The organism is Streptomyces fumanus (assembly GCF_014655295.1).
Lineage (GTDB): Bacteria > Actinomycetota > Actinomycetes > Streptomycetales > Streptomycetaceae > Streptomyces > Streptomyces fumanus.
Genome location: NZ_BNBI01000013.1, coordinates 1 through 25158, shown reverse-complemented (window position 1 = coordinate 25158; position 25158 = coordinate 1). Strand labels below are relative to the sequence as shown.

Sequence of the window (25158 nt, the reverse complement as noted above, 5' to 3'; positions counted from 1 at the left end):
GTGCGGATGAACGAACACGAGATTCCGCCGGACGGCCGTCCCGTGGACGTCTACCTCGATCTCCTGCGCATCCGTATGGACACCGAGGACTACCGGCTGCTGCTGAGCGTCGTGGAACCGGTGCTGCGGGCGATCGACGAGCACCAGCTCCCCACCATCGACTTCTCCCTCGACGGGCAGGGCGCCGACGAGCTGCCCCAGGAGATACGCGACGAGGCCGCCCTGGTCATCGCCACCGCCGTCACCGGCCGTCTCGACAACGAGGTGATCGAGATCAGCACCGAGGAGACCGGCCCGGTCCGCGTGGTGACCGACGCGGCCACCGCCGCCGACCCCGACCGGCTCGGCGAGATCGCCGACTACCTCGCGGAACGCCACCGGCAGAACGAGGAGCTGCGCGGCATCGCCGAGGCCAGCGGCCTGCCCACCGACTTCTGACCGCCCCGGCCCGCGCTCAGCGCCGCGGCGCCGCGACGGGCACGCCCAGCGGCCGGGCGAGGCCGGTCACCGCCTCGTCCAGCCGCTCCAGGTGCCGCAGCACCCGCCCGGTGATCCTGCCGTAGCGCGGGGCGCCGCCGGCGTCCGGCTCCAGCAGCGAGGCGATGCTGGGACCGGTCTCCACCTCGGTGCCGGCCCGCTCGTCCGCGACCCGGGCCGCGATCGCCTCGATGTTGCGCACCGTGCGCCGCACCGCCCCCCGCAGCCGCGGGTCGGCCGCGATGGACGGATGGGTCGGCAGCAGCTCCGCCGTCGCCGCCAGCGACCGGGCGTGGTACGCGCAGGTCTCCAGCAGCGCCACCACATAGCGGGCGGTGTCCCGGCGCGCCCGCAGCGGTGTGATCGGGTGCGTCAGCGGCTGGGTGGCCGCCCGGAAGTCCCCCAGCGCCTGGTCCAGGTCGCGGGCCCGGTCCAGCAGCTCCGCCGCCGGGCCGCCGCTGAGCTGCTCCACCGCGCCCTCGGTGACGTCCACCAGCTTCTCCAGCACCGTGCCCAGCAGCTCGTCGGTCCGCCGGTCGGTGCGCACCGGCAGCACCAGCGCCGCCGCCACCACCCCGCAGGCCGCGCCGAGCGCCGTCTCCTCCACCCGCAGCAGCAGCACCGCCGTGCTGTAGGTGTGCAGCAGGGTGTAGAGCAGCCCCAGCATGGCGGTGACGAAGAACGACATCAGGGTGTACGACAGCGGCGCGGTGTAGAACATCGCGAAGATGAAGACCAGCACCAGCGCGAACGCCGTCCAGGTGTGCTGCCCGACCACCCCGGCCAGCACGATGCCCGCCACCACCCCGAACACCGTGCCCAGCAGCCGCCGGTAGCCCTTGACCAGGATCTCGCCGGTGGAGGCGGTGTTCAGGAAGACGATCCAGCAGGTCAGCACCGCCCAGTACCAGCGCTGCGCGGACAGCAGCTCGCCGCCCACGATGGCCAGCGAGGACCCGACCGCCACCTGCACCGCGGCCCGGGTGGTCGGCCGCCGCAGCCCGGTCGGCTCCGCCGCCGGGGCCTGCTCCTCACCGGCGTCGATCGCGGCGTCCTCGGCGTCCAGCTCCTCGCGCGAGCGGGTGGTCGCGGGGGAGTCGTCCGACTCGTCCTGCGGCCCGTCCAGCGCGACCCGCAGCCCCAGCACCGCCCGTGCGGTCTCGCCGATGCCCCGGAAGACGTCCTGCACGGCCGGTGACGCCGCCGGCAGGTTCTCCTCCTCGCGGTAGCCGAGCAGCCGGTTGCGCAGGTGGGACAGGGCCGTGCCGCGGGCCTCGGCGGGCGGCCGCAGCACCAGCTCCCGCAGCGCCCCGAGGTCCCGGCGCACCAGCCCCATCGCCTCGTCGGAGCCCGGCAGGCTGCGCACCGTCGGCGCGGGCGCGCCCGGCAGGTGCAGGGTGAGGGTGTCGGCCCGGCGGGCGCTGCGCGCGCTCAGCAGCAGCAGCCCGAGCCGCTCGGCGGCGATCTCGGCGTCCGCGATACGGCGCTGCACCAGCCGGGCCGTGGACGCGTCGGGCGTGCCCTCCTCCAGCCGGGTCTGGATCATCAGCGCCGTCTCGTGCAGCCGGGCGGTGCCCTCCCGCAGGTCCTCCAGCGCCTTGTCGATGCCGTCCGGCTCGGCGTCCAGCAGCGCCAACTGAGCGGAGATCAACTGCGCCAGCCGGGCCCGGAACGCCTGCCGCAGCCGCTGGAGGATGCCCGCGGGCCGGGCCGGCACGACCGCGAACCGCACCAGCGCGCTGCACGCGAACGCCAGGGCCACGGCCCGGTACAGCTCGGGCAGCGCCCCGGCGCTCGCGCCGACGAACAGGGAGACGAAGTAGAGCTGGAACCCGATCAGGCCCAGCGCGGTGCCCCGGTCGCCGAACCGGCGGCCGTAGACGGCACAGAAGATCAGTACGACGAAGAAGACGTCGCCGGCGATCACCCGGGAGCTGAGCAGCGCGGCCAGCGACACCGAGGCCAGCGCCACCGGCAGGCCCAGCGCCAGCGTCAGGGCCTGCGCGCCGGGCTGCTTCTCGCGGATGGCGAAGGTGGCGACCATCGCCGCCATCGCCCCCGCCACCAGATGGGTGACGTCCGAGCCGAGCAGGGCGAGCACGGCCAGCGCCAGCGCGATGGCGCCCACCGTCCGCAGCCCGGCGATCAGCCGGAGCAGCCCCGGGTCGGACGCCGCGACGCGGTCCCGCAGTCGTGTCCGCACCGAGCGTCCCGCTGCTCTCACGCCGCCGTACTCTCCCCTGCTCGAACGCCGAGATCCACTTCTCAGCATGTCATGCCGGAAGCGGACCCCCGGCGCCGGGTCAGGTCCGGGCCCCGGCCCCCTCGACCTGCGCCCGCACCTGCTCCGGGGACAGATACGCGTCGGTGTACTCGAAGTCCTTCAGCTTGGCGGGCTTGCGGGCCTGGAAGCCGGTGCGCACGAAGTCGTCGCCGGCCACCGCGTTGAGCAGCCAGTTGGTCATCACCCGGGTCTTGGCCACGCCGGTGCGCAGCGCCGACCAGTGGTAGCCGCGGGCCACCGCCTGCGCGGGCAGCCCGCGCAGCTCCACGCCGAGCGGCTTGGACACCGCGTCCGTGCCGCCGAGGTCGACGACCAGCCCCAGGTCCTTGTGGACGTACGGCCGCCGCGGCTGCCCGCGCAGGGCGGCGATGACGTTGTCGGCGACGTGCCGGCCCTGCCGCATCGCGTGCTGCGCGGTCGGCGGGCAGACGGCCCCGTCCTGGCCCTTGGCGAGGTCGGGCACGGCCGCCGCGTCACCGAGGGCGAACACCCCGTCGTGGTCGGGCAGGCACATCTCGGCGGTGACCGCGAGCCGCCCCTTGACCGTCTCCGCGCCGAGCGTGCCGATGAGCGGGCTGGCGACCACACCGGCCGTCCAGATCAGGGTGCGGGTCGGGATCACCCGGCCGTCGGTGAAGGTGACCTCCTCCGGGCCGGCCTTCGCGATGGAGACGCCGAGGGAGATCTCGATACCGCGCCGGCGCAGCACCTCCTGGGCGCTGCGGCCCAGGTTCTCGCCCAGCTCGGGCATCAGCCGCGGCGCGATGTCGATCAGGTGCCACTTGATCAGGCCCGGGTCCAGCCGCGGGTAGCGCTTGACGGCGGCGTGCGTCAGCCGCTGCAGGCAGGCCGCCGTCTCGGTGCCCGCGTAGCCGCCGCCGACCACCACGAACTGCAGCCGGGAGGCCCGCTCCGCCGGGTCGTCGCTGGCGTCGGCCAGGTCCAACTGGGAGATCACGTGGTCGCGGATGTACGCGGCCTCCGCCAGTGTCTTCATGCCGAAGGCGTGATCGGTCAGGCCCGGGATGTCGAAGGTACGGGTGATGCTGCCGGGGGCCAGCACGATGTAGTCGTACGGCTCGTTGACGATCCGGTCGGTGATCGTGCGCACCACGCAGACCTTGGCCTTCAGGTCCACGCCGATGGCGCCGCCGGGAATGATCCGGGTGCGGTACTTGCTGCTGCGCCGCAGCGAGACGGCCACCGACTGCGGGGTCAGCACGCCGGAGGCCACCTGGGGCAGCAGCGGCAGATAGAGCTGGTAGGCGAACGGTGTCACCAGCGTGATGTCCGCTTCCTGGGCGGTGAGCTGCCTCTCCAGGCGACGGACGCACTCCACGCCGGCGAAACCTGCGCCGACCACCAGGATCCTGGGTCGTGTCACGGTGTTCATCCCTTTCTGCGGCTCCGGGCGGTCTGCCGAATACGTCCTTCGCCTGCCCCTGGATCGCTGCTTCGCACCCACCGATCTCATCGCGCGGCGGCACACCCCGCCACTCGGCGGCGGCCGTCGGGGGACGGCAGGGGGGTCCGTCAGCGGCCGCCGCGCAGGTGGCACAGGAGGAGACAGACGTCGTCGTCCCGCTCGGAGTCGCTCAGCAGCGGATGCAGGATGCCGTCCGCCGCGCCGCCCAGATCGGTGTCCAGCTCCGCCGGCCCGAACGATCCGAGGGCCGCCGCGAGCCGCTCGATGCCCGGGTCTATGCCCCGCGCCCGCCGCTCGACCAGGCCGTCGGTGTAGAGCGCCAGCGTCGACCCGGGGGAGAGCCGCACGCTGTGGTCGGCGATCTCCTGCTTGAGCGGGATGCCCAGCATGGCGCCCGGCTTGGCGTCCAGGATCCGCACCCGCCCGTCCGGGCCGCGCAGCACCGGCGGCGGATGCCCGGCCGCCGCCCAGGTCATCGTCGGGTCGTCCGGGTGGAACCGGGCGATGACGGCGGTGGCGTACAGGTCCGGCTGGAGGTGGTGCAGGAAGTCGTGCAGCCGGGTGAGGAGCTTGCCGGGGCTGCCGCCGTCGACGGCGTAGGCGCGCAGTGCGGTGCGCAACTGGCTCATCATGACCGCCGCGTGCAGCCCGTGCCCGGTGACGTCGCCGACCACGGTGATCACCCCGCCGTCGGGCTGCCGGAACGCGTCGTACCAGTCACCGCCGATGTTCAGCCCGTGGGTCGCGGGCAGATAGCGCGCGGCCAGGCCCAGCCCCGGGGTCGCGGGCAGCTCGGTCAGCAGGGCCCGCTGGAGGGTCTCGGCGATGTCCCGGTTGTGCTCGTAGCGGCGGGCGTTGTCGATGGCGATGCTGGCCCGCCGGGTCAGCTCCAGCAGCATCACCGCGTCGTCCGGGTCCCAGTGCTCCCCGGGCGGGGTCAGGGTCAGCACGCCCAGCGGCGCCCGCCGGGCCGGCAGCGGGATGCACAGCAGCGGCCGGTCCGCGCCGAGCGGCGAGGGCGGGTGGTCGTCCACGCCGGGCAGATCGCCGGGCCGGTCGGCGGCGTACTGCGGGCGGCCGGTGCGGGCGGCGGTCACCGCCGCCGACGGGTGCGGGGTCGTCCGCCGCGGGTCGTCGTCGTCGAACAGCCAGACGTCGACGCTGCCCGCGTACCGCGGCACCAGCAGGTCCGGGAGGCGGCGCACGATCTCGTGGTGGTTCAGCGAGGTGGTCAGCACCGCGCTGGCGTCCGCCAGGAAGGTCAGCCGCCGGCGCGCGTCCTCCGCCTCGGTGCGGGCCTTGCGCTCCGCGGCGAACGCCTCCCGCTGCGCCCGCCCGGCCGCGTCCAGCTCGGCGTGCAGCGCCACCACGCCCTGGTTGGTCTGCTGCAGCTCCTCCCGGTGGAAGGCGACCAGTTCCTCCTGCTCGGTGAGTTTGTCCAGCACCACCGCGGTGTCCTCGTCGGCGCCGAGCAGCGCCTCCGCCAGCGCGCCCGGGTCCTCGGCCACCGCGCCCGGCACCCCGCTCCCGGCCGGCTCCGGACAGGCCAGCGTCGTCCGCCAGGGCGGCTCACCGGCAGCGTCGGCGTCCCGCGCCGGCGTCACCTCCGCCGCCAGCAGGCTCCCCCCGTCGTCCGCGCGGAGCGTCAGCACCAGGTGCCAGACACCGCCCTTGGTCAGGCACTGCCGCAGATGGGCGCTGAGCGCCGCCGCCAGCCCGGCCCGCTCCAGCGGCGGCGCACCGCACGCCGCGGCCAGTCGCGCGGCGGCGATACGGGCCCGCGCCGCGTCGGTGACGGTGGAGATCTGCCACGTACGCTTCATGATCTTTCCGGCGGGGTCGGGGTCAGCACGGCCACGGCGGTGTCGTCCCGCACCGGACGCGCGGAACTGCTGGCGTCGCGCACCGTCACCGCGGCCGTCACGGCCGGGTCGGCCTCGGGACGGCACGCCTCGGGCGACGGCGACCAGCGGCTGGGCAGCCCGTCGCTGTGCAGGATCAGCACCCGGTCCGCCGTCCAGGCCGTCTCCTCCTCGCGCAGGGTCGTCGGCCGGTGCGCGCCGACGATGCCGGGCCGGGACACCAGCGCCCGCCAGGTCCCGTCCTCGCACAGCCGCGCCCCCACATTGCCGATCCCGGCGAACCTGAGCCGCCCGGCGCGCAGGTCGACCTGGGCCACCGCGACGGCCGCGCCCCGGGTGCCGGTCAGCGCCCCGTGCAGCCGGCGCAGCGCCTCGGCGGGCGGCACATGGGCGGCCTCCCGCAGCGCCGCGACCGCCGCCGCCGAGGCCCGGGACGCCTCCGGGCCGTGTCCCAGCCCGTCCGCCAGCATCAGCGTCACCCGGTCCCCGGCCCGGACCCACGCCCAGGCGTCCCCGGAGTACTCCGCCCCGCCGAACGGGACGTTCACCCCGCCGGCCCGCACCCCGGCCGTCCCGCCGGCCTCCCGGATCCGGGGCCGGGCCGCGGCGGCGCCGACGCGGGCCAGCGCCACCGTGCCCCGGCCCGGCACGCTGTGCAGCGTGAAGTCGTCGGCGACCCGCAGACAGGTGCCCAGGCCCGCGCCGAGCGAGTCGGCGGTGGAGAAGCCGTCCCCCAGGGCGGCGGGCACGTCCGCGATCCCCGGCCCGTGGTCGACCGCCGCGATCTGCACCACCGGCACCGGCTCGGCGCCCGCGGACAGCTCCGGCGGGGGGACCACGTCGATCAGGACCCGGCCCCCGCCCGCGTGCTTGAGCAGATTGGTGGCCAGCTCGGTGGCGACCAGCGCCGCCGTCGCGGTACGCCGCCCGTCCAGCTCCGCCAGCGCCGCCGCCTGCTCCGCCGCCACCCGGGCGTCGCGCACCCGGGTGGAGTCGTGCACCGGCACCTCCCAGACCCGCGGCATCAGTGCTCCTCGCGCGGCCGGGGCGTCCGTCCCGTCCAGGAGGTGACGCGGACGGTGGTACCGGCGCCCGGGGCGCTCTCGATGGCGAACTCGTGGACCAGCCGGCGCGCGCCGCCCAGGCCCATGCCCAGACCGCCGCCCGAGGTGTAGCCGTCGCTGAGGGCCTGCTCCACGTCGGCGATGCCGGGCCCCTGGTCGCTGAAGACCAGCCGCAGCCCGTGCGAGGAGCCGTCGACGAGGTGCTGCGACTCCATCGTGCCGCCGCCGCCGTACACCAGCGTGTTGCGGGCCAGCTCGCTGGCCGCGGTCACCAGCTTCGTCTGGTCCACCAGGCCGAAGCCGAGCTGGGCGGCCGCCTGCCGGACATGCTGGCGCACCCACACCAGATCCATGTCCGAACGGATCGGCAGACGGGCCTCGACGCCCGCGGCAGTGTGCATCACGGACTCTCCTGGCGCCGGCCGCCGAGGCGGGAGGGCCCGGTCAGCAGGTCCATGGCCTGCTCGGTGCTGAGCGCGGTGCGCAGCCCCGGCAGCGTCAGACCCAGCTCGACCAGGGTGATGGCGACCGCGGGCCGCATGCCGACCACCACGGTCCGCGCCGCCAGCAGGGCGGACTGGGCGGCGATCTCGGCCAGCACCCGGCCGAGGAAGGAGTCGACGATCTCCACCCCGGAGATGTCGATGACGACACCGGTGGCACCGCTGCGGGCGATGGTCTCGGACAGGTCCTGCTGGAGCTGCTCGGCCGTGCTGTCGTGCAGGTCGCCCTGGATGGTGACCAGGAGCACCTCGCCCAGCTTCAGCACGGGCACGCGCCCGGCGGCGCCGCCGGGGTACATCTCGCTCACCGCAGGTCCGCGTCGGCGACGATGCCGGCCCCGAGCTTGTGCAGGGCGTAGGCCAGCGCGTCGGCGAGGCCCGCCCGGGTCACCACGGTGCCCAGGTCCAGGCCGAGGTGGACGATGGTCTGCGCGATGGCCGGCCGGATGCCGGAGACGATGCACTCGGCGCCCATCAGCCGGGCCGCGGCCACCGTCTTCATCAGGTGTTGCGCCACCAGCGAGTCGACCGTCGGCACCCCGGTGATGTCCAGGATCGCGTACCGGGCCTGCTGCTCGACCACGGCCTCCAGCAGGGTCTCCATGACCACCTGGCTGCGGGCGCTGTCCAGGGTGCCGATCAGCGGCACGGCGACGATGCCGTCCCACAGCTTGATGACCGGCGTCGCCACCTCCAGCAACTGCAGCCGCTGCCGGTCGATGAGGGCCTGCCCCTCGCTCAGCGCCGTCTGCATCACCACCACCCGCAGCGTCCCGATGAGCACGGTCAGCGTGGTCATACACGCCCGCACATGCCCCTCGGGGGCCTCCGCCTCCTGGAGATCGGCCAGCAGCGGGTTCTCCAGCGGCAGCCGCAGCGAGGCCAGCTCGCTCGAGATCTGCCCGGCGCTCAGCCCCGCCCGGGAACGGGCCGTGCCCATCCGCCCGAGCTGCTCGCGCACCGAGGAGAACCCCGCGGCGTCCGGGTCCTCCACCCGCGCGGCGTCCGCCACCTCCGCCAGCGCGTCGACGACCGCCTTGGCCGCCTCCACCGCCTCGTCCCGCGAGACGGTGAACACCGTGCGGAACAAGGGCTCGTCCGCCCAGCGCTGCGCGATCTGCTCGCGCCGCCGGCGCAGGAAGTCCCGCACCTCGCCCGTCGGGTTGACGAACGTCCCGTCCGCTGCGTGCTCCGGCACCTGATTCACTCCTCATCCGCACTGCGTCGTGCGCACCGTTGCGGCAACGGGCCGACGACGTAACTCTGCCGGGCGTCAACTGTAACGACCCGCCGACCTCGTACGACACCGCGTGGGGCACCCGCTCCCACCGGGGCGGGTGGGGAGAGCGGCAGGTGGGGCGGGGGCCGCCGCGGCCCGCGTCCGAGGAGCGAAGGACCGTGTGCTCAGTCCTCCCGCGCCCCGGCCGGACCCGGCTCCCCGTCGACGCGGGCGAGCGCCTCCTCGACGCTCTCGGAGACCGGGACGGTGATGCTGACACCGGTGAGATCCAGTATTCGGCGCACCGCGGAGGTGGGCCGGATGATGTGCACGCTGCCCGGCAGCTCCCGGGCCTCCTGGTAGACCCGCAGGATGATGTTCATGCCGGAGGAGTCCATGAAGGGCACGGCCGACAGGTCCAGCAGGAAATGCCGCCTTCCGTGGTGGAGCTGATTGGCCAGATGGTGCTGGAACTCCGTCGCGGTGTCGACGTCCAGATAGCCCTCGACCGTGAGCAGCGCCACGTCCTCGCGAGGCAGGGTCACCTCGACGGACAGCGGATCCTGGGCAATGGGCACGTGTACCTCCAACGAATGCGGACAGCCTGGGCTGGTTACCCCCGTGGGCCACTTCGATGCGCGTCTTTCCGGACGCGCACGGGTGATCAAGATCTCATCGGGTACGTCCCCTCTCGGTGCTCGTTCGTGGCCGCGCCCGCGCGCTTACCCCCGATCCGGCCGGTCATGCGTCCCAGCCGTCACCCGAGGCGCACCCCCACCAGACAGGTGTCGTCGTCCGTGTCGGACCTGCTGTAGGTGAGCAGCCGGTCCAACTGCTGGTCCAGGGGGGTGGGCGCGGCCCGTACGGTGGTCAGCAGATGGGCCAGCGACTCCTCCACCGACCGGTCCCGGCGCTCGATCAGGCCGTCGGTGTACATCAGCAGCGTGTCGTCGGCGGCGAGCTGCACCTCCGCCTCCTCGTACACCGCCTCCGGCACCGCGCCCAGCAGCAGGCCCTTGACCAGCGGCAGCGGCGCCGCCTGCCGGTCGCGGACCAGCACCGGCGGCAGATGCCCCGCGCGGGCCCAGGTCAGGGTGCGCCGGGCGGGGTCGTACAGGCCGCACACCGCGGTCGCGGTGACCGCGCCGGTCAGATGGTGGGCCACGATGTTCAGCCAGGACAGGAGCTGGCCCGGGCCCGCGCCGGTCACCGCCAGGCCGCGCAGCGCGTTGCGCAGCACCACCATGCTGGTCGCGGCCTCTATGCCGTGCCCGGCCACGTCGCCCACGCACAGCAGCACCAGCTTGTTGGGCAGCACCACCACGTCGTACCAGTCGCCGCCCACCAGTTGCTCGGTCTCGGCGGGCCGGTAGCGCACCGCGACCTGGAGGCCGTCCAGCTTCAGCGGCCCCTGCGCGGGCGGCATGATGGCGTGCTGCAACTGCAGGGTCAGCCGGTTGCGCTCATGGGCCTGCTGCTCGGTGTGCGCCAACTGGTCGCGGGTGGCCGCCAGCGCCACCTCCGTCCAGTGCTGCGCGGAGATGTCCTGGTAGGCGCCCCGGACCAGCAGCGGCCGGCCGTCGGTGTCCAGGACCGGCTCGGCGACCACCCGGATGTGCCGGGTCACCCCGTCCGGGCGGGCCAGCCGGAACGCCGCCGAGGCGGGCCGCCGGCGGTGCAGCAGGGTGCGCAGGAACCGGCCGATGGTGACCGCGTCGTCCGGGTGGGCGTGCGCGGGCAACTGCTCCAGCGGCACCGGCGTGTCGGTCTGCGGCCGGCCGTACAGGTCGAACAACTGGCCGTTCCAGGTGATCTCGCCGGTCAGCAGGTTCTCCTCGAACCCGCCGATCCGGCCGAGCCGCTGGGCGTGCTGGAGCAGGCTGGCCAGCCGGGCCGTCTCGTCCTCGATGCGCCAGATCAGCAGGACCGCGTTGCCGTGCCGGCTGATGCTGATGTCCGCCACCGCCGACAGCGGCACCTGGTCCACCAGGGCGGTCAGGTTCATCCGCCGGGCCCGGAACGGCTCCCCGGTGGCGTACACCCGCTCCACGCGCTGGAACAGCTCGCTCTCCCCGGCCGCCATCGGGTACGCCTGGAGCAGCAGCGCGCCGCCCACCACGGCCCGGGGCCGCCCGGCGGGGTCCAGGAAGCGGTCGTTGACGTGCTGGATGCGGAAGTCGACCAGGTTGCCGTCCGCGTCCAGGTGCGGCACCAGCACCAGCGCCGGGTCGTGCAGCCCGTCGGCGAGGTCCATCAGCTCCGCGGCGTCCGGCAGCACCCGCGGCTCGGCGCCGCCCAGGGGCCGGGTGGAGGTCTCCAGGGTGTGCGCGCACAGCTCCGCGAGCGCCTCCACCTGCCGGACCACCTGCGGCGGCTGCAACTGGAGCGGATCGGGCCAGGCGATCTCCAGCACGCCGTGCACCCGGCCGCCCGTCCCGGCGGGCAGCGCGACCCGGCCGCCCTCCGGGTAGCGCTGCCGGCCGAGGGTGGGCAGCCCGGTCTCCGCCAGGGACCTGATCCACTGGCCGTCGCGCTCGGTCAGGCCGCGCCGGGCCACCGTGGCCACGTCCGGCGGCACGTACCGCCAGCGCAGCGCCTCCGCGGGGGAGAACCCCGCGCTGCCGGCCAGCGCCAGCGAGCCGTCGGAGCCCGCCGACCAGATCGCCACCGCCACCGCGCCGAGCGGGCGCAGCGCCTGCTCCAGCAGCGCGTCGGCGACCGCCTGGGTGTCGTCGGCGGCCAGCGCGCCGCTCTCGGCCGCCCGCAGCCGTACGGCGGCCGACTCGGCGGCCTGCTCCTCGCTCTCCGCGGCGGCGGTGGCGGCGAGGAAGGCGTCGGTCACCTCCGACATCCGGTCCCGGGCGGCCTGGTTGATGACGTCGACCGCGAACTCCAGCGGCGTCATCCGGGCCTGCTCGGACAGCTCGGCGAGCTGCCGGGCGGCCTGCGCCGGACCGCACCCGAGGCGTTCGACGAGGATGCCCTTGGCGAGTTCGATCAGGGCCCGGCCCTCGGCCTCGGCCTGGGCCTGGGCCACCTCCCGGCTGAGCCGGTCCACGGTGGCCGCCAGCCGCCCCACCGGCGACTCGGGGGAGACGCCGGCGAGTTCCGCGCCGGGGGGCTTGCCGTCGGCCGGGTCCTGGGGCTGCTCGGAGATGCTCACGGGGTGACTGCTCCTCGACTGCGGTGCGCGCCGGACGGCCGGCCGGGGTACGGGACGGTGACGGGCACGCTCATGCCGGCAGCCACCGCCGTACGCGGTCCATGAGGTCGCCGGTGTCCACCGGCTTGGTGACGTAGTCGCTGGCCCCGGAGGCGATCGACTTCTCCCGGTCGCCCGGCATGGCCTTCGCGGTGACCGCGATGATCGGCAGGTCGGCGTACTGGGGCATGGCGCGGATCTCCGCGGTCGCCGTGTACCCGTCCATCTCCGGCATCATCACGTCCATCAGCACCAGCGCGATGTCGGGGTTGTTCAGCAGGGTGTCGATGCCCTTGCGGCCGTTGTCGGCGTGCAGCACCCGCAGGCCGTGCAGTTCGAGGATGCCGCTGAGCGCGAACAGGTTGCGGGCGTCGTCGTCGACGACCAGGACCGTGCGGCCCGCGGCCGGCTCGGCGGTGAGCGGCGGCACCAGGCGCTGCGGCTCCTCGGAGCGGACCAGCGACAGCACGTCGCCGGGCTCCTCGGCGGACAGGTGCAGGGCGATCCGCTCGCGCAGCTCGTCCAGGCTGGTGAGGAACTCCAGCGCCCCGCCGGTCCCCTCGGCGCGCAGGGTCTCCTCCAGCGCCGAGTCCACCCGGTGCCCGCTGTGCACCAGCACGGGTACGTTGGCCAGCGCCGAGTCGCCGCGCAGCGCCCGCAGGAAGCGGGACGCCTCACCGTCCGGCATGCCCAGCTCCAGCACCACGCAGTGGCAGGGGTCGGCGGCCAGGGCGCCCGCGGCCTCCTGGGCGCCGACGGCGGTGATCACGTCCAGCGGGGTGCGGGACCCGGCGTCGTCCCGGGCCTGCCGCAGGTCGGCGACGACGCTCTCGGCGACCAGGGTCAGCAGTCCGCGGGGGCGTTCCTCGACGACCAGCAGCCGCCGGGGCCGCTCGCCCTTGCCCGCCGACAGCTCCGGCACCGGCTCCGGCCGGGCCAGGGCGTCGGCGTCGGCCTCGGCGGCGGCGCTCTCGGTGTCCCGGCGGCGGCCCAGCAGCTCCTCGAAGTCCGGGCGGGAGACCGGCAGGAACAGGGTGAAGGTGCTGCCCTGTCCCGGCGTGCTGTCCACGGTCACCGCGCCGCCCAGCAACTGGGCGATCTCCCGGGTGATGGACAGGCCGAGGCCGGTGCCGCCGTACTTGCGGCTGGTGGTGCCGTCCGCCTGCTGGAAGGCGCCGAAGATGGTCTCCAGGTGCTGCTCGGGGATGCCGATGCCGGTGTCGCGGACCCGGAACGCCACCACGGCGCCGCCCCGGACCACGCCCTGCGGGACCTCCTCGTCCGCGGCCGGTTCCACCCGCAGCTCGACCCCGCCGCGCTCGGTGAACTTCACCGCGTTGGAAAGCAGGTTGCGCAGCACCTGACGGAGCCGGGAGTCGTCGGTGAGCAGGTCCGCCGGCGCGCCGGGCGCGGTGGTCACCGTGAACTCCAGGCCCTTCTGCGTGGTCATCGGCCGGAAGGTGGCCTCCACGTACTCGATGAGCTGGCGCAGCGTGACCCGCTCGGGCGCGACGTCCATCTTGCCGGCCTCGACCTTGGACAGGTCCAGGATGTCGTTGATGAGCTGGAGCAGGTCCGAGCCCGCCGAGTGGATGATGCCCGCGTACTCGACCTGCTTGGGGGTGAGGTTGCGGGAGGGGTTCTGAGCCAGCAACTGGGCCAGGATCAGCAGGCTGTTGAGGGGGGTGCGCAGTTCGTGGCTCATGTTGGCCAGGAACTCCGACTTGTACTTCGAGGCCAGCGACAACTGCTGGGCGCGGGCCTCCAGTTCCTGCCGGGCCTGCTCGATCTGGAGGTTCTTCGCCTCGATGTCCCGGTTCTGGGCGACCAGCAGCGACGCCTTCTCCTCCAGCTCGGCGTTGGAGCGCTGCAGCTCGTCCTGCTGCACCTGCAACTCGGTGGAACGGGCCTGGAGTTCGGCGGTCAGCCGCTGGGACTCGGCGAGCAGCTCGTCGGTGCGGGCGTTGGCGACGATGGTGTTGAGGTTGACGCCGATGGTCTCCATCAACTGGGTCAGGAAGTCCCGGTGGATCTGGGTGAACGGGCTGACCGAGGCCAGCTCGATGACGCCGAGGACCTGGCCCTCGACCACGATGGGCAGCAGCACCAGGGCGGACGGCACCACATGGCCGAGGCCCGAGGAGATGGTGACGTAGTCCGGCGGCAGCTCGTCCACCATGATGGTGCGGCGGCTGCGCGCGGCCTGCCCGACCAGGGTGCGGCCGAACGGGATGCGGACCGGCCGGTCGTCGTCGGGGGAGCCGTAGGAGCCGACGAGCCGCAGCTCGGGGCCGCGCTCGCCGTCCTCGGCGAGGTAGAAGGCGCCGTACTGGGCGGAGACCAGCGGCACCAGCTCGTCCATGATCAGCTCGGCGACCACGGGCAGATCCCGGTGGCCCTGCATCAGGGAGGAGATCCGCGCCAGGTTGGTCTTGAGCCAGTCCTGTTCCTGGTTGGCCCGGGTGGTCTCGCGCAGGGACTCCACCATCGCGTTGATGTTGTCCTTCAACTCGGCGACCTCGCCGGACGCCTCCACGTTGATGGAGCGGGTCAGGTCGCCCTCGGCGACCGCGCTGGTGACCTCGGCGATGGCCCGGACCTGCCGGGTCAGGTTGCCCGCCAGTTCGTTGACGTTCTCCGTCAGCCGCTTCCAGGTGCCGGAGACGCCCTCGACCTCGGCCTGGCCGCCGAGCCGGCCCTCGGTGCCGACCTCGCGGGCGACGCGGGTGACCTCGTCGGCGAAGGCGGAGAGCTGGTCGACCATCGTGTTGATGGTCGTCTTCAGTTCGAGGATCTCGCCGCGGGCGTCGACGTCGATCTTCTTCGACAGGTCGCCGCGGGCCACGGCGGTGGTCACCAGCGCGATGTTGCGGACCTGGCCGGTGAGGTTGTTGGCCATGGAGTTGACGTTGTCGGTCAGGTCCTTCCAGGTGCCGGCCACGTTGGGCACGTGCGCCTGGCCGCCCAGCCGGCCCTCGGTGCCGACCTCGCGGGCCACCCGGGTCACCTCGTCGGCGAACGCCGACAGGGTGTCGACCATGGTGTTGATGCCCTCGGCGAGGGCGGCGACCTCGCCCTTGGCCTCGACCGTGATCCGCTGCGACAGGTCGCCCTTGGCCACGGCGGTGGCGACCTGGGCGATGGAGCGGACCTGGTGGGTCAGGTTGGACGCCATCACGTTGACGTTGTCCGTGAGGTCCTTCCAGGTGCCGGAGACGCCCCGCACCTGCGCCTGCCCGCCCAGGTTCCCGGCGGTGCCGACCTCGCGGGCGACCCGGGTGACCTCGTCGGCGAAGGCGGAGAGCTGGTCGACCATCGTGTTGATGGTGTTCTTCAGCTCCAGGATCTCGCCGCGGGCGTCCACGGTGATCTTCTGCGACAGGTCGCCCTTGGCGACGGCGGTGGCGACCTGGGCGACATTGCGGACCTGGTTGGTCAGGTTGCCCGCCATGAAGTTCACCGAGTCGGTCAGGTCCCGCCAGGTGCCGCGCACCCCCTGGACGTCGGCCTGCCCGCCGAGCCGGCCCTCGGTGCCGACCTCGCGGGCGACCCGGGTGACCTCGTCGGCGAAGGCGGAGAGCTGGTCGACCATCGTGTTGATGGTGTTCTTCAGCTCCAGGATCTCGCCGCGGGCGTCCACGTCGATCTTCTGCGACAGGTCGCCCCGGGCGACCGCGGTGGCCACCTGGGCGATGTCCCGGACCTGTGTGGTCAGGTTGCCCGCCATGGCGTTGACGGAGTCGGTCAGGTCGGACCAGGTGCCCGAGACCCCCGGCACCTTCGCCTGCCCGCCGAGCCGGCCGTCGGTGCCCACCTCGCGGGCCACCCGGGTGACCTCGGAGGTGAACACGGACAACTGGTCCACCATGCCGTTGAAGACCTTGGCGATGTCGCCCAGCAGTCCGTCGGCGTCGTCCGGCAGCCGGGTGCCGAAGTCGCCGTCGCGGACGGCCGTCAAGCCGGCCAGGAGCCGTCGCAGCTCCTGGTCGCCCGGGACCGCTTCGACGGTCCCGGTGCTGTCGCTGGTCATGCGCACCCTCGTTCCGCTCCCCAGGAGCCCTCGCCACCGAGGACTCGGAACCCACCGGGGCGGGGGTACCGACCCGGTATGCCGTGCGTGCATTTCCGCAGTTCAGCGGAGCTGCCCGATGAGAAAATACGCCAGAGGCTAACGCACCCGCGCGGTGGGGAACAAAAAGACGACGCCTGCCCGTGACGGTCCCTCACGCGTTCGGGTCGGACCGTGCATGGATTGCTGGATCGGGGGTACGTGAACAGTTTTTTCACCGTCGGCGGGCGGACCGCCCGGCCGGGTCCGCAGGTGGGGCGGCGCTCGCCGAATGGCGGTGCGCGGGGAGGGTAGTTGCTGCTGTGTAAGGCCGGGCCGGCCGGGACGGGGCCGGGCCCCGGACAGCGACCCGTCACCACCCGGGAGGGAAGGAGCACTGTGCCGATGGACAGAATCTGGTCGTACGCGCCGGACAGCGGCCACGTCGAGGGAGAGGACCTGACGGGCTGCACCGTCGTCGCGCCCGACGGAACCATCGGTCAGGTGGACCGCCAGGCCGACCACTACGGCATGCGCCACCTGGTCGTCGACACCGGCGTCTGGGTCTTCGGCCGCAGTGTGCTGGTGCCGGTCGGCGTGGTCACGGGCATCGACCCCGGCGCCCGCAAGGTCACGGTGTCCTGCACCCGGGCCGAGGTGAAGGCCGCCCCCCGGTTCCGTACCGACAGCGAGACGATGGACCCGCAGTACCTCACCACCGTCGGCGAGTACTACGCCGCCCTGCCGCCCCGGACCGCCTCGGCCTCCTGAGGCGGGCCGCTCGGCCGCCCCGGGTCCGACGGCCGGGGCGGTCACCAGGGCAGGAAGACGTGGATGTCCTTGCCCCGGTCGTCGGGGACCACGCTGACCTGGTCGCACAGCGTGTGGATCAGGTGCCACCCTATGCCGCCGCCGCCGTTGTTCGGATGGAACGGCCGCGGGCTGGGCGGGGTCGGATTGGTGTCGTGCATCGCCACGTGCACCCCGTCGAAGGTGCGGCGCAACCGCAACTGGAACGGTCCGGGAGCGTACTGCACCGCGTTGGCGGCCAGCTCGGTGACGACCAGCAGGATGTCGTCCCAGTGCTCGGGGGCCGTCGGTGGTGACACCCGCGCGAGGTCGTAGAGGAATTCCTCCGCGACCAGCCGCGCACCGGTGACATTGTGCAGCTCCCCGTCGAAGCTGGCGGTGCGGTTCGTGATCTCCTCGGAAGCCAGTGTCCTGTCCCAACGCGACTCGGCTGCCATTTCGCCTTCCCGGCCCGGCGTCAGCCCGGCTGTCTCGTCCTTTCCGTGTGCCCCCTTCGTCTGCTAGTTCCCGTGCGGACAGAGCCTACGCGCCCGTCCGCACGGGACCTCGGGAGGTGAGCGGCACGGAGCGGGCGCGGGACGGTCAGCGCAGGAAGACATTGTCCGAGTCGTCCCACGCGTCCGGCTCGTCCGCCGCGGTCCGCACCCGGGGGCGGGAGCGCGCCGCGTACATCGCGTCGATCTCGAAGGCGTAGGTCCGCACGATCTCGTCCCGGCGCAGCTTCATCGAGGGCGTCAGCAGCCCGCCCGCCACGTCGAACGGCCGGGGCAGCACCCGGAAGACCCGGATCGACTCCGACCGCGACACCGCGCTGTTGGCGACGGCCACCGCGCGGGCGATCTCCTCGCGCAGCGCGTTCTCCTCCCGGGCCTCCCGCGCCGGGGCGTCGCCCTGCAGCGCCAGGGCGGCCCGCCAGTGGGTGAGGAACTCCGGGTCCAGCGTGATCAGCGCGCCGACGCAGGGCCGGTTGTCGCCGACCACGACCGCCTGGTGCACCAGCGGGTGCATCCGCAGCCGCTGCTCCAGCGCGGCCGGGGCGACGCTCTTGCCGCCGGAGGTGATGATGACGTCCTTCTTGCGGCCGGTGATCGTGAGGTAGCCCTCCTCGTCCAGGTGGCCGAGGTCGCCGGTGGCCAGCCAGCCTCCGCGCAGCGCGGACCGGGTGGCGGCGGCGTCGCCCACGTACCCCTGGAAGACGGACGGGCCGCGCACCAGGATCTCGCCGTCGTCGGCGACCCGGATCTCGGTGCCGGGCAGCGCCTTGCCGACGGTGCCGGACTTCTCCCGGCCCAGCGGCTGCATCGTCACCCCGCCGCTGGTCTCGGTCAGCCCGTACCCGTCGTGCACATAGATGCCGATGCCCTCGAAGAACAGGGACAGCTCCCGGCTGAGCGGGGAGCCGCCGCAGGTCGCGCGGCGCACCCGGCCGCCCAGGGCGTCGCGCAGCCCGCGGTAGACCGTCCGCTCGTACAGGGCGTGCTGGAGCCGCAGGTCGAGGCCGGGTCCCGGGCCGGTGCCCAGCCGGCGGCGCTCCAGGGCCGCCGCGTACTGCCGGGCGGTCTCCGCCGCCCGTTCGAACAGCGCGCCCCGGCCGGCCTGCTGGGCCGCGCGCAGGAAGTTCTTGTAGATCTTCTCCAGCACCGAGGGGACCGCGTAGAAGTACGTCGGGCGGAAGGAGCGCAGCGCCGAGGCGAGCGTCGCCGCGTCCATCTCCGGCTCGTGCCCCATCAGCAGGCCGCCGCGCACGCACAGGCTTTGGATCATCAGCCCGTACACATGGGAGAACGGCAGGAAGGCCAGGACCGAGCCCTGTTCCCCCGGCGGCGCGGCGGTGTGCCCCCAGCCGGCCAGCAGCACGTCGCAGGGGCCGGCCAGGCCCCGGTGGCTCAGGGCGCAGCCCAGCGCGCGGCCGGAGGTGCCGGAGGTGTAGGCGACGACCGCGGTGGCGTCCGGCAGGACGATGCGGCGCAGGGAGTCCACGGTGGGCGCCGGGACCGGCTCGCCGCGCGCGGTCAGCTCGGCCAGCGCGCCCGCGTCCAACTGCCAGACGTGCCGCAGCGACGGCAGGGTGGCGCACACCGAGCCGACGGTCATCACGCCCTGCTCGTCCTCGACCACGACGGCCACGCATCCGGCGTCCCGCAGGATCCACTCGACCTGGTCCCGGGCGGAGGCCGGGTAGATCGGCACCACCTCGGCGCCCACCGACCACAGCGCGTAGCCGAGCACCGTCCACTCGTAGCGGGTCCGCGCCATGATCGCGACCCGCTCGCCCGGCTGGATGCCCGAGGCGATCAGGCCCCGGGCCAGGCCGACGACCTCGTCGCGGACCTCGGCGGCGGTCACCTCCTCCCAGCGGGCGGCGGCCGGGTCGGGGCGGCGGGCCAGCAGCGGCAGGGCGGGCGTCCGGGCCGCCGTCTCGAACAGGGAGTCGGCGAGCCCGCCGGTCAGCGGCGGGGCGGCGGGGGGAGCGAGAGCTTCGCGCATGCACTGCTCCTGACGGATCGGGCGGGGCGACGCGCCGACGGACACCGCCGGCGCGGTGCTCGAATCTAGCCGAGGAGGGCCGCGCCGGGGGACGGGACGGCGGAAGTCAGCCCCGGCTCGGTGATCCCGGCCGATCGGGGGACCCGTAGGGCATGAGCTATACGAATCCCGACCCCGAACCCGAACGCACCACCGGTCTGGAGCCCGGCGGCGGGGTGCCGCCCGGCGAGACCCCGCCCGCGGAGAGCAGCCTGCCCGAGGCCGGTCCCCGGGAGGTGCACAACCCCACGAAAGGCTGGGCCAAGGCGCCGCTGACCCTGATCCTGCTCCTGGTCGTCCTCGTCGCGGCGGGCTTCCTGGCCTATGCCATCGCCCTGATGCTCTGAGCGGGGGCCGCGGCGGCGGCTCCGGGAGGTCTCAGCCCTGGGTGCGGCGCACGCACTCGGTGACGACGTCCCGCAGGCTGCCCGTGCGCTCCAGCAGCTCGCGCTGGACCCTGGCCCCGTTGCCGTCGCGCAGCAGCTCCGCACAGCCCTCCCGCACCCGCTCCAGGTCACCGGTGCCGGCCAGCGCCTCCTCGACGTGGTCGAGCAGCGCCCGTACGACGGTCTCGGCGGGCATCCGGCGCATCGTCGCCGGGTGCAGCAGCTCCTCGGTCAGCCCCGACCGGGCGGCCCGCCAGGCGGCCAGGCGCAGCAGGCTCACGCTGGGGTCGGCCGGCTCCTCGCCCGCCCGCCACTGCCGCACGGCGGTCTCCACCAGGGCGCGCGCCAGGGTGGCCAGCAGCACGGCGGTGCCGGAGTGCAGACAGACGTCGGCGACCCGGAACTCCACGGTCGGGTACTGCTCGGAGAGCCGGACGTCGAAGTAGACCATCTTCTCGTCCAGGAGGGTGCCGGTGGCGACCATGTCGGAGACCCGCCGGTGGTAGGTCTCCGCCGACCCGAACAGCTCGGTCGGCCCGGCCGACGGCCAGCGCTGCCAGACCCGGCTGCGGTAGCTGCTGTAGCCGGAGTCCTTGCCCTGGTAGAACGGCGAATTCGCGCTCAGCGCGGTGAGCACCGGCAGCCAGGGCCGCACCCGGTCGACGACGGCGACGCCCTCCTCGTCGGAGTCGACGGCGACATGTACATGGCAGCCCAGCACGAGCTGCTCCTGGACCACGGCGCCGTACTGCTCCGCCATCCACTGGTAGCGCCGGCTCACGCCCACGGCGGGGCTGGCCGGCAGGGGAGAGGTGGCGAGGGCCGCGACCGCGCAGCCGATGCCCCCGGCGTGCCGGGCGGCCTCCTTGCGGCAGCGGACGATCTCCGCGTGCAGCTTCTCCATGTCCGCCTGCGGATGCGTGGCGAACTCCAGCATCTGGTCGTGCAGTTCCTTCTCGAAGACGTCCTCCTCGCCCGGTTCCTGCGCGGCCCGGGCGAGGATCGCCGCGGACATGGCCCGGGGCTCGCCGGTCTCGGGATCGACCAGGAGGAGTTCCTCCTCCACTCCGACGGTGCGCACGTGATGCCGCCCTTTCTGTAGCCTGCCGCGGCGACGACGAGGAATTCTCGGTCGCAAGGCCCCGCCTGCCCCTTGCGGGCCGGTCGAACACCTGGTCGTCGCCGCCGGGCCTCAGCGGGTGTGCGGCACCAGCCACACCGTGGCCAGCGGCGGCAGGGTCAGCCGCAGGCCCCCGGCCTCCGCTGCCACCGGGTCCGCGGCGGTGACGCCGCTGCCGCCGTACCGGGTGTCGTCGGTGTTCAGGACCTCCCGCCAGGCGGCCGTCTCCGCGCCGGCGTCGAGCCGGTAGCCGTGCCGGACCACCGGCGAGAAGTTCGACACCGCGAGCAGCGGGGAGCCGTCGGCGCCATAGCGCAGGAACGCGAAGACGTTGTCGTCGGCGGCGTCCACCGCCACCCACCGGAAACCGGCCGGATCCGTGTCCCGCTGCCACAGCGCCGGGGTGTCCCGGTAGACGGTGTTGAGATCGCGGACCAGGTCCCGCACCCCCCGGTGGTCGCCCGCCGAGTGGTACCCGTCGTCCAGCAGCCACCACTCCGGGCCCTGCCGCTCCGACCACTCCGCGCCCTGCGCGAACTCCTGCCCCATGAACAGGAGCTGCTTGCCGGGGTGGGCCCACATGAAGCCCAGGTAGGCGCGGACGTTCGCCTGCCGCTGCCACCAGTCGCCGGGCATCTTCGACACCAGCGCCCGCTTGCCGTGCACCACCTCGTCGTGCGAGATCGGCAGCACGTAGTTCTCGCTGTAGGCGTACACCATCGAGAAGGTCATCTCGTGGTGGTGGTACTTGCGGTGCACCGGCTCCTTGGCGACGTACTCCAGCGAGTCGTGCATCCACCCCATGTTCCACTTGAACCCGAAGCCGAGGCCGCCCGCGTCGGTGGGCCGGGTCACCCCGCCCCACGCGGTGGACTCTTCCGCGATGGTCACCACGCCGGGGCAGCGCCGGTAGACGGTGGCGTTCATCTCCTGGAGGAACGCCATCGCCGCCAGGTCCTCCCGGCCGCCGTACACATTGGGCTCCCACTGCCCGGACTCGCGCGAGTAGTCCAGGTAGAGCATCGAGGCGACCGCGTCCACCCGCAGCCCGTCGATGTGGAACTCCTCGCACCAGTACACCGCGTTGGCGACCAGGAAGTTGCGCACCTCGGTGCGGGCGAAGTCGAAGGTGTACGTGCCCCAGTCCGGGTGGGTCGCGCGCCGCTCGTCCCCCGGCTCGTACAGCGGGTCCCCGTCGAAGCGGGCCAGCGCCCAGTCGTCCTTCGGGAAGTGGGCCGGCACCCAGTCCATGATCACGCCGATCCCGGCCCGGTGCAGCGCGTCCACCAGGTACCGGAAGTCGTCCGGGGTGCCCAGCCGGGCGGTGGGCGCGTAGAACCCGGTGACCTGGTAGCCCCAGGACGGCCCGTAGGGGTGCTCGGCGACCGGCATCAGCTCGACGTGGGTGAACCCCAGGTCCTTCACGTACGCGGGGAGTTCCTCGGCCAGCTCGCGGTAGGTCAGCCCCGGCCGCCAGGACGGCAGGTGGACCTCGTACACCGAGAACGGCGCCTCGTGCACCGGTGTCGCGCCCCGGCCCCGCATCCACTCCTCGTCGCCCCAGGTGTAGTGCGAGGCCGTCACCACCGACGCGGTGTCCGGCGGCTGCTCGGTGCGCCGGGCCATCGGGTCGGCCTTGAGGAAGCGCTGACCGTACCGGGAGTGGATCTCGAACTTGTACGCGGCGCCCTCGCCGATCCCCGGCAGGAACAGCTCCCACACCCCGGACGAGCCCAGCGAGCGCATCGGGAAGGCGGTGCCGTCCCAGTAGGTGAAGTCGCCGGCCACCCGCACGCCCCGCGCGTTCGGCGCCCAGACGGTGAAGCGGGTGCCGGCCACGCCCTGGTGGACCATCGGCTGCGCGCCCAGCGCCCGCCAGAGCTGCTCGTGCCGGCCCTCGGAGATCAGATGCAGGTCCAGCTCACCGAGCGCGGGCAGGAAACGGTACGGGTCATGGGTCTCCAGCTCGGCCTCCGCGTACTCCACCAGCAGCGTGTACGCGGGGATCTCCGGCAGCGCCAGCACCCCGGAGAACAGGCCGTCGCCCTCCGGCACCAGCGGATGCCGCTCACCGCCGGTGACCACGCTCACCGCGCGGGCGCAGGGCCGCAGCGCCCGGAAGGCGATCCCGCCGGGCACCGGGTGGGCGCCGAGCAGCGCGTGCGGATCGTGGTGCGCGCCCGCCAGCAGTTGCCCCCGGTCGGCCGCGTCCAGCGGGTCAGCGGCACCGGCCGCCCCGGCGGAGGGGGCGGCGGGACCGGACGGCTCGGGGAGCGAGGTGTCGCGGAGGGCCATGTCAGTCTCCTCTCACGGCGAGTCGTTCGATCGCCGCCATGGGTACGGGAAGCCAGTCGGGGCGGTGCCGGGCCTCGTACAGCACCTCGTACACGGCCCGGTCCGTCTCGTAGGCGCGCAGCAGACCGTGCTTCTTGCGCGGGTCCCAGCCGGCCCGGGCGGCGTAGCCCGCGCAGTACGCCTCGCGGCAGCGGCGGGCCCACTCCGGGCGCCACGGCCGGCGCTGCCGGGCGGCGTAGTCGAAGGAGCGCAGCATGCCCGCGATGTCCCGGACCGGGGAGTGGACGCTGCGGCGCTCGCTGAGCGGCCGGGACGGCTCGCCCTCGAAGTCGATGACGAACCAGTCGCGTCCGGCGCGCAGCACCTGCCCCAGGTGCAGGTCGCCGTGGACGCGCTGGGCGGGCGGGCCGGTGTCGCAGGTGCTCAGCGCGGCGAACGCGGACCGCAGCCCCGGTACGAAGGGGCGCAGCGCCGGGACGCAGTGCGCGGCGGCGGTCAGCCGCTCGGTCATCGCCGCCGCCGTCCGCCCGTTCTCCGCGCCCGCCCCGGCCGGGAACGCCGCGGCCAGCGCCAGGTGCACATCGGCGGTGGCCCGGCCCAGCTCCCGGGCCTGCGCGGTGAAGTCGTGGCCGCCCGCCAGCGCGTCCAGGGCCAGCGACCAGCCGTCGGTGGCGTCGTGCAGGAACGGCTGGAGCACGCCCAGCGTCGCCTGGCACGGATGCGAGGTGCGGAACCACGCCACCGGCGCGGGGACCCGGCCGCAGCCCTGCCGGGCCAGCGCCCCCGGCACCTCCAGATCGGGGTTGACCCCGGGCTGGATGCGCCGGAACACCTTGAGGATGAACTCGTCGCCGTAGACCAGCGAGGAGTTGGACTGCTCGGCGTCCAGCAGCCGCGGCACCAGCCCGGCGGGCACCGGCCGCGCCGGGTCCGCCTCGAAGCGCAGCGGACCGGCCTTGCCCGGGTGCCGCAGCCGCTCCAGCAGCAACTGGGCCATCCGGGGGTCGCGCAACGCGTCGTACACCGTCAGACCGGCCAGCGGACCGTCGCCGACCCGGCCGATGAGCGCCCGGCCCAGCCGCGGCGACGGGTGCTCGCGCACCCCGAGCAGCAACTGGTAGCAGTCGCCGGCCGGTGGCGCGCCGCCGGGCGCGGGCACCGTGCCGTGACCGGCGTGGACCAGCAGATGCAGACAGCCGGGGAACAGCTCCGTCATCGACAGCAGACCCAGGTCGGTGACGGGCCGGTCCTTGCCCGCGAACCAGCGCTGCTTGGGCAGCCAGTCACGCAGCAACTCGCCGAGCGACCCCATGGGCTCGGGGAGCTGCGCCGGTCTCGGGCGCGGGGATGCGGTCTTCGGCATGGTGACGCGTCCTTTCCTCGGCCCGCGCTCACGCTCGGCGGCCGATGCGGGATGCGACTCGGGTGAGCCGGAACCAGTAGAAGCCGTGGCCCCCGAGGGTCAGCAGATACGGCAGTTCGCCGATGGCCGGGAAGCGCACCCCGCCGAACAGCTCGACCGGGTGGCGCCCGGCGAACGCGCGCAGGTCCAGCTCGGTGGGCTGGGCGAACCGCGCGAAGTTGTTGACGCACAGCACCAGGTCGTCCTCGTACTCCCGCAGGAAGGCGAGGACGGCCGGGTTGGAGGACGGCAGTTCGGTGTAGGTGCCGAGGCCGAAGGCCGGGTTCTGCTTGCGGATCTCGATCATCCGGCGGGTCCAGTGCAGCAGCGAGGACGGCGAGGCCATCGACGCCTCGACATTGGTGACCTGGTAGCCGTAGACCGGGTCCATGATCGTGGGGAGCGACAGCCGCCCGGGGTCGCAGGTGGAGAACCCGGCGTTGCGGTCCGGGGTCCACTGCATCGGGGTGCGCACCGCGTCGCGGTCGCCGAGCCAGATGTTGTCGCCCATGCCGATCTCGTCGCCGTAGTAGA

At 73.7% G+C, this 25158-nt stretch carries 19 protein-coding genes; 3 read left to right on the top strand and 16 right to left on the bottom strand.

Annotation, left to right across the window (positions count from 1 at the left end; all coding sequences use genetic code 11):
• Window positions 1–6 precede the first annotated feature (6 nt).
• Window positions 7–438 (top strand): hypothetical protein, encoded by a 432-nt coding sequence (locus IE316_RS26845; RefSeq protein WP_190207071.1) that lies wholly within the window; start codon window positions 7–9, stop codon window positions 436–438.
• A 16-nt stretch (window positions 439–454) separates the two neighbouring features.
• Here IE316_RS26845 and IE316_RS26840 read toward each other — a convergent pair whose 3' ends face one another.
• The 10 genes from IE316_RS26840 to IE316_RS26795 all read right to left on the bottom strand — a co-directional run bounded on the left by IE316_RS26840 (window position 455) and on the right by IE316_RS26795 (window position 16067).
• A complete protein-coding gene (locus IE316_RS26840) occupies window positions 455–2701 on the bottom strand; it encodes an FUSC family protein (protein WP_190207070.1) in 2247 nt (748 codons plus the stop codon).
• Between the two features lie 79 nt (window positions 2702–2780).
• Entirely contained in the window at window positions 2781–4154 is a 1374-nt protein-coding gene (locus IE316_RS26835; protein WP_190207069.1) for an NAD(P)/FAD-dependent oxidoreductase, read from the bottom strand.
• A gap of 140 nt (window positions 4155–4294) precedes the next feature.
• Window positions 4295–6010 (bottom strand): PP2C family protein-serine/threonine phosphatase, encoded by a 1716-nt coding sequence (locus tag IE316_RS26830; RefSeq protein WP_190207068.1) that lies wholly within the window; start codon window positions 6008–6010, stop codon window positions 4295–4297.
• Window positions 6007–7074 (bottom strand): ATP-binding SpoIIE family protein phosphatase, encoded by a 1068-nt coding sequence (locus tag IE316_RS26825; RefSeq protein WP_190207067.1) that lies wholly within the window; start codon window positions 7072–7074, stop codon window positions 6007–6009. Before IE316_RS26825 ends, IE316_RS26830 begins: the two co-directional genes overlap by 4 nt.
• A complete protein-coding gene (locus IE316_RS26820; RefSeq protein WP_190207066.1) occupies window positions 7074–7514 on the bottom strand; it encodes an anti-sigma regulatory factor in 441 nt (146 codons plus the stop codon). The genes IE316_RS26825 and IE316_RS26820 overlap by 1 nt, the downstream gene beginning before the upstream one ends.
• Window positions 7514–7915, bottom strand: a complete 402-nt coding sequence (locus tag IE316_RS26815) for an STAS domain-containing protein (RefSeq protein ID WP_190207264.1) — start codon at window positions 7913–7915, stop codon at window positions 7514–7516. The genes IE316_RS26820 and IE316_RS26815 overlap by 1 nt, the downstream gene beginning before the upstream one ends.
• Window positions 7916–7920: 5 nt before the next feature.
• Window positions 7921–8814, bottom strand: coding sequence for an STAS domain-containing protein (locus IE316_RS26810; RefSeq protein ID WP_190207065.1), 894 nt, complete (start codon window positions 8812–8814; stop codon window positions 7921–7923).
• Between the two features lie 206 nt (window positions 8815–9020).
• Window positions 9021–9413: an STAS domain-containing protein gene (locus IE316_RS26805; protein ID WP_190207064.1), complete on the bottom strand. Its 393-nt coding sequence runs from the start codon at window positions 9411–9413 to the stop codon at window positions 9021–9023.
• Window positions 9414–9592: 179 nt separating this feature from the next.
• Complete coding sequence (locus IE316_RS26800; protein WP_190207063.1) at window positions 9593–11998, bottom strand: SpoIIE family protein phosphatase; 2406 nt, start codon at window positions 11996–11998, stop codon at window positions 9593–9595.
• A gap of 70 nt (window positions 11999–12068) precedes the next feature.
• Window positions 12069–16067 carry a hybrid sensor histidine kinase/response regulator gene (locus tag IE316_RS26795; protein WP_190207062.1) on the bottom strand — a complete coding sequence of 1333 codons (3999 nt, stop codon included), beginning with the start codon at window positions 16065–16067 and terminating at the stop codon, window positions 12069–12071.
• A 423-nt stretch (window positions 16068–16490) separates the two neighbouring features.
• Here IE316_RS26795 and IE316_RS26790 point away from each other — a divergent pair, with 423 nt between their 5' ends.
• Window positions 16491–16856, top strand: coding sequence for a PRC-barrel domain containing protein (locus IE316_RS26790; RefSeq protein WP_190207061.1), 366 nt, complete (start codon window positions 16491–16493; stop codon window positions 16854–16856).
• Between the two features lie 41 nt (window positions 16857–16897).
• Here the strand turns inward: IE316_RS26790 and IE316_RS26785 are convergent, their stop codons facing one another.
• Together IE316_RS26785 and IE316_RS26780 are read right to left on the bottom strand one after the other, a co-directional pair.
• Window positions 16898–17332, bottom strand: coding sequence for an ATP-binding protein (locus IE316_RS26785; protein ID WP_190207060.1), 435 nt, complete (start codon window positions 17330–17332; stop codon window positions 16898–16900).
• A gap of 145 nt (window positions 17333–17477) precedes the next feature.
• Window positions 17478–19382 (bottom strand): AMP-dependent synthetase/ligase, encoded by a 1905-nt coding sequence (locus IE316_RS26780; RefSeq protein ID WP_190207059.1) that lies wholly within the window; start codon window positions 19380–19382, stop codon window positions 17478–17480.
• 152 nt (window positions 19383–19534) lie between these two features.
• On the opposite strand from IE316_RS26780, the gene IE316_RS26775 reads away from it, so the two are divergent.
• Window positions 19535–19768: a DUF6480 family protein gene (locus IE316_RS26775; protein ID WP_190207058.1), complete on the top strand. Its 234-nt coding sequence runs from the start codon at window positions 19535–19537 to the stop codon at window positions 19766–19768.
• A gap of 31 nt (window positions 19769–19799) precedes the next feature.
• Here the strand turns inward: IE316_RS26775 and IE316_RS26770 are convergent, their stop codons facing one another.
• The 4 genes from IE316_RS26770 to IE316_RS26755 form a co-directional block, all read right to left on the bottom strand.
• On the bottom strand, window positions 19800–20888 hold the full coding sequence (locus IE316_RS26770) for a glutamate--cysteine ligase 2 (protein ID WP_190207057.1): 1089 nt from the start codon (window positions 20886–20888) through the stop codon (window positions 19800–19802).
• 111 nt (window positions 20889–20999) lie between these two features.
• Window positions 21000–23222 (bottom strand): 1,4-alpha-glucan branching enzyme, encoded by a 2223-nt coding sequence (glgB, locus tag IE316_RS26765; protein WP_190207056.1) that lies wholly within the window; start codon window positions 23220–23222, stop codon window positions 21000–21002.
• Window position 23223: 1 nt separating this feature from the next.
• Window positions 23224–24585, bottom strand: coding sequence for a maltokinase N-terminal cap-like domain-containing protein (locus tag IE316_RS26760; protein ID WP_190207055.1), 1362 nt, complete (start codon window positions 24583–24585; stop codon window positions 23224–23226).
• Window positions 24586–24613: 28 nt separating this feature from the next.
• Window positions 24614–25158, bottom strand: a 545-nt coding sequence (locus IE316_RS26755) for an alpha-glucosidase C-terminal domain-containing protein (RefSeq protein WP_229910567.1), incomplete at its 5' end; no start/stop codon positions are given.

Excerpts from the sequence above, each read along its gene's own strand:
- IE316_RS26845 (WP_190207071.1), top strand. The coding sequence starts at position 7 with ATGAACGAACACGAGATTCCGCCGGACGGCCGTCCCGTGGACGTCTAC.
- IE316_RS26835 (WP_190207069.1), bottom strand. The coding sequence starts at position 4,154 with ATGAACACCGTGACACGACCCAGGATCCTGGTGGTCGGCGCAGGTTTC.
- IE316_RS26830 (WP_190207068.1), bottom strand. The coding sequence starts at position 6,010 with ATGAAGCGTACGTGGCAGATCTCCACCGTCACCGACGCGGCGCGGGCC.
- IE316_RS26825 (WP_190207067.1), bottom strand. The coding sequence starts at position 7,074 with ATGCCGCGGGTCTGGGAGGTGCCGGTGCACGACTCCACCCGGGTGCGC.
- IE316_RS26820 (WP_190207066.1), bottom strand. The coding sequence starts at position 7,514 with ATGCACACTGCCGCGGGCGTCGAGGCCCGTCTGCCGATCCGTTCGGAC.
- IE316_RS26815 (WP_190207264.1), bottom strand. The coding sequence starts at position 7,915 with ATGTACCCCGGCGGCGCCGCCGGGCGCGTGCCCGTGCTGAAGCTGGGC.
- IE316_RS26795 (WP_190207062.1), bottom strand. The coding sequence starts at position 16,067 with ATGACCAGCGACAGCACCGGGACCGTCGAAGCGGTCCCGGGCGACCAG.
- IE316_RS26790 (WP_190207061.1), top strand. The coding sequence starts at position 16,491 with ATGGACAGAATCTGGTCGTACGCGCCGGACAGCGGCCACGTCGAGGGA.
- IE316_RS26785 (WP_190207060.1), bottom strand. The coding sequence starts at position 17,332 with ATGGCAGCCGAGTCGCGTTGGGACAGGACACTGGCTTCCGAGGAGATC.
- IE316_RS26780 (WP_190207059.1), bottom strand. The coding sequence starts at position 19,382 with ATGCGCGAAGCTCTCGCTCCCCCCGCCGCCCCGCCGCTGACCGGCGGG.
- IE316_RS26775 (WP_190207058.1), top strand. The coding sequence starts at position 19,535 with ATGAGCTATACGAATCCCGACCCCGAACCCGAACGCACCACCGGTCTG.
- glgB (WP_190207056.1), bottom strand. The coding sequence starts at position 23,222 with ATGGCCCTCCGCGACACCTCGCTCCCCGAGCCGTCCGGTCCCGCCGCC.
- IE316_RS26760 (WP_190207055.1), bottom strand. The coding sequence starts at position 24,585 with ATGCCGAAGACCGCATCCCCGCGCCCGAGACCGGCGCAGCTCCCCGAG.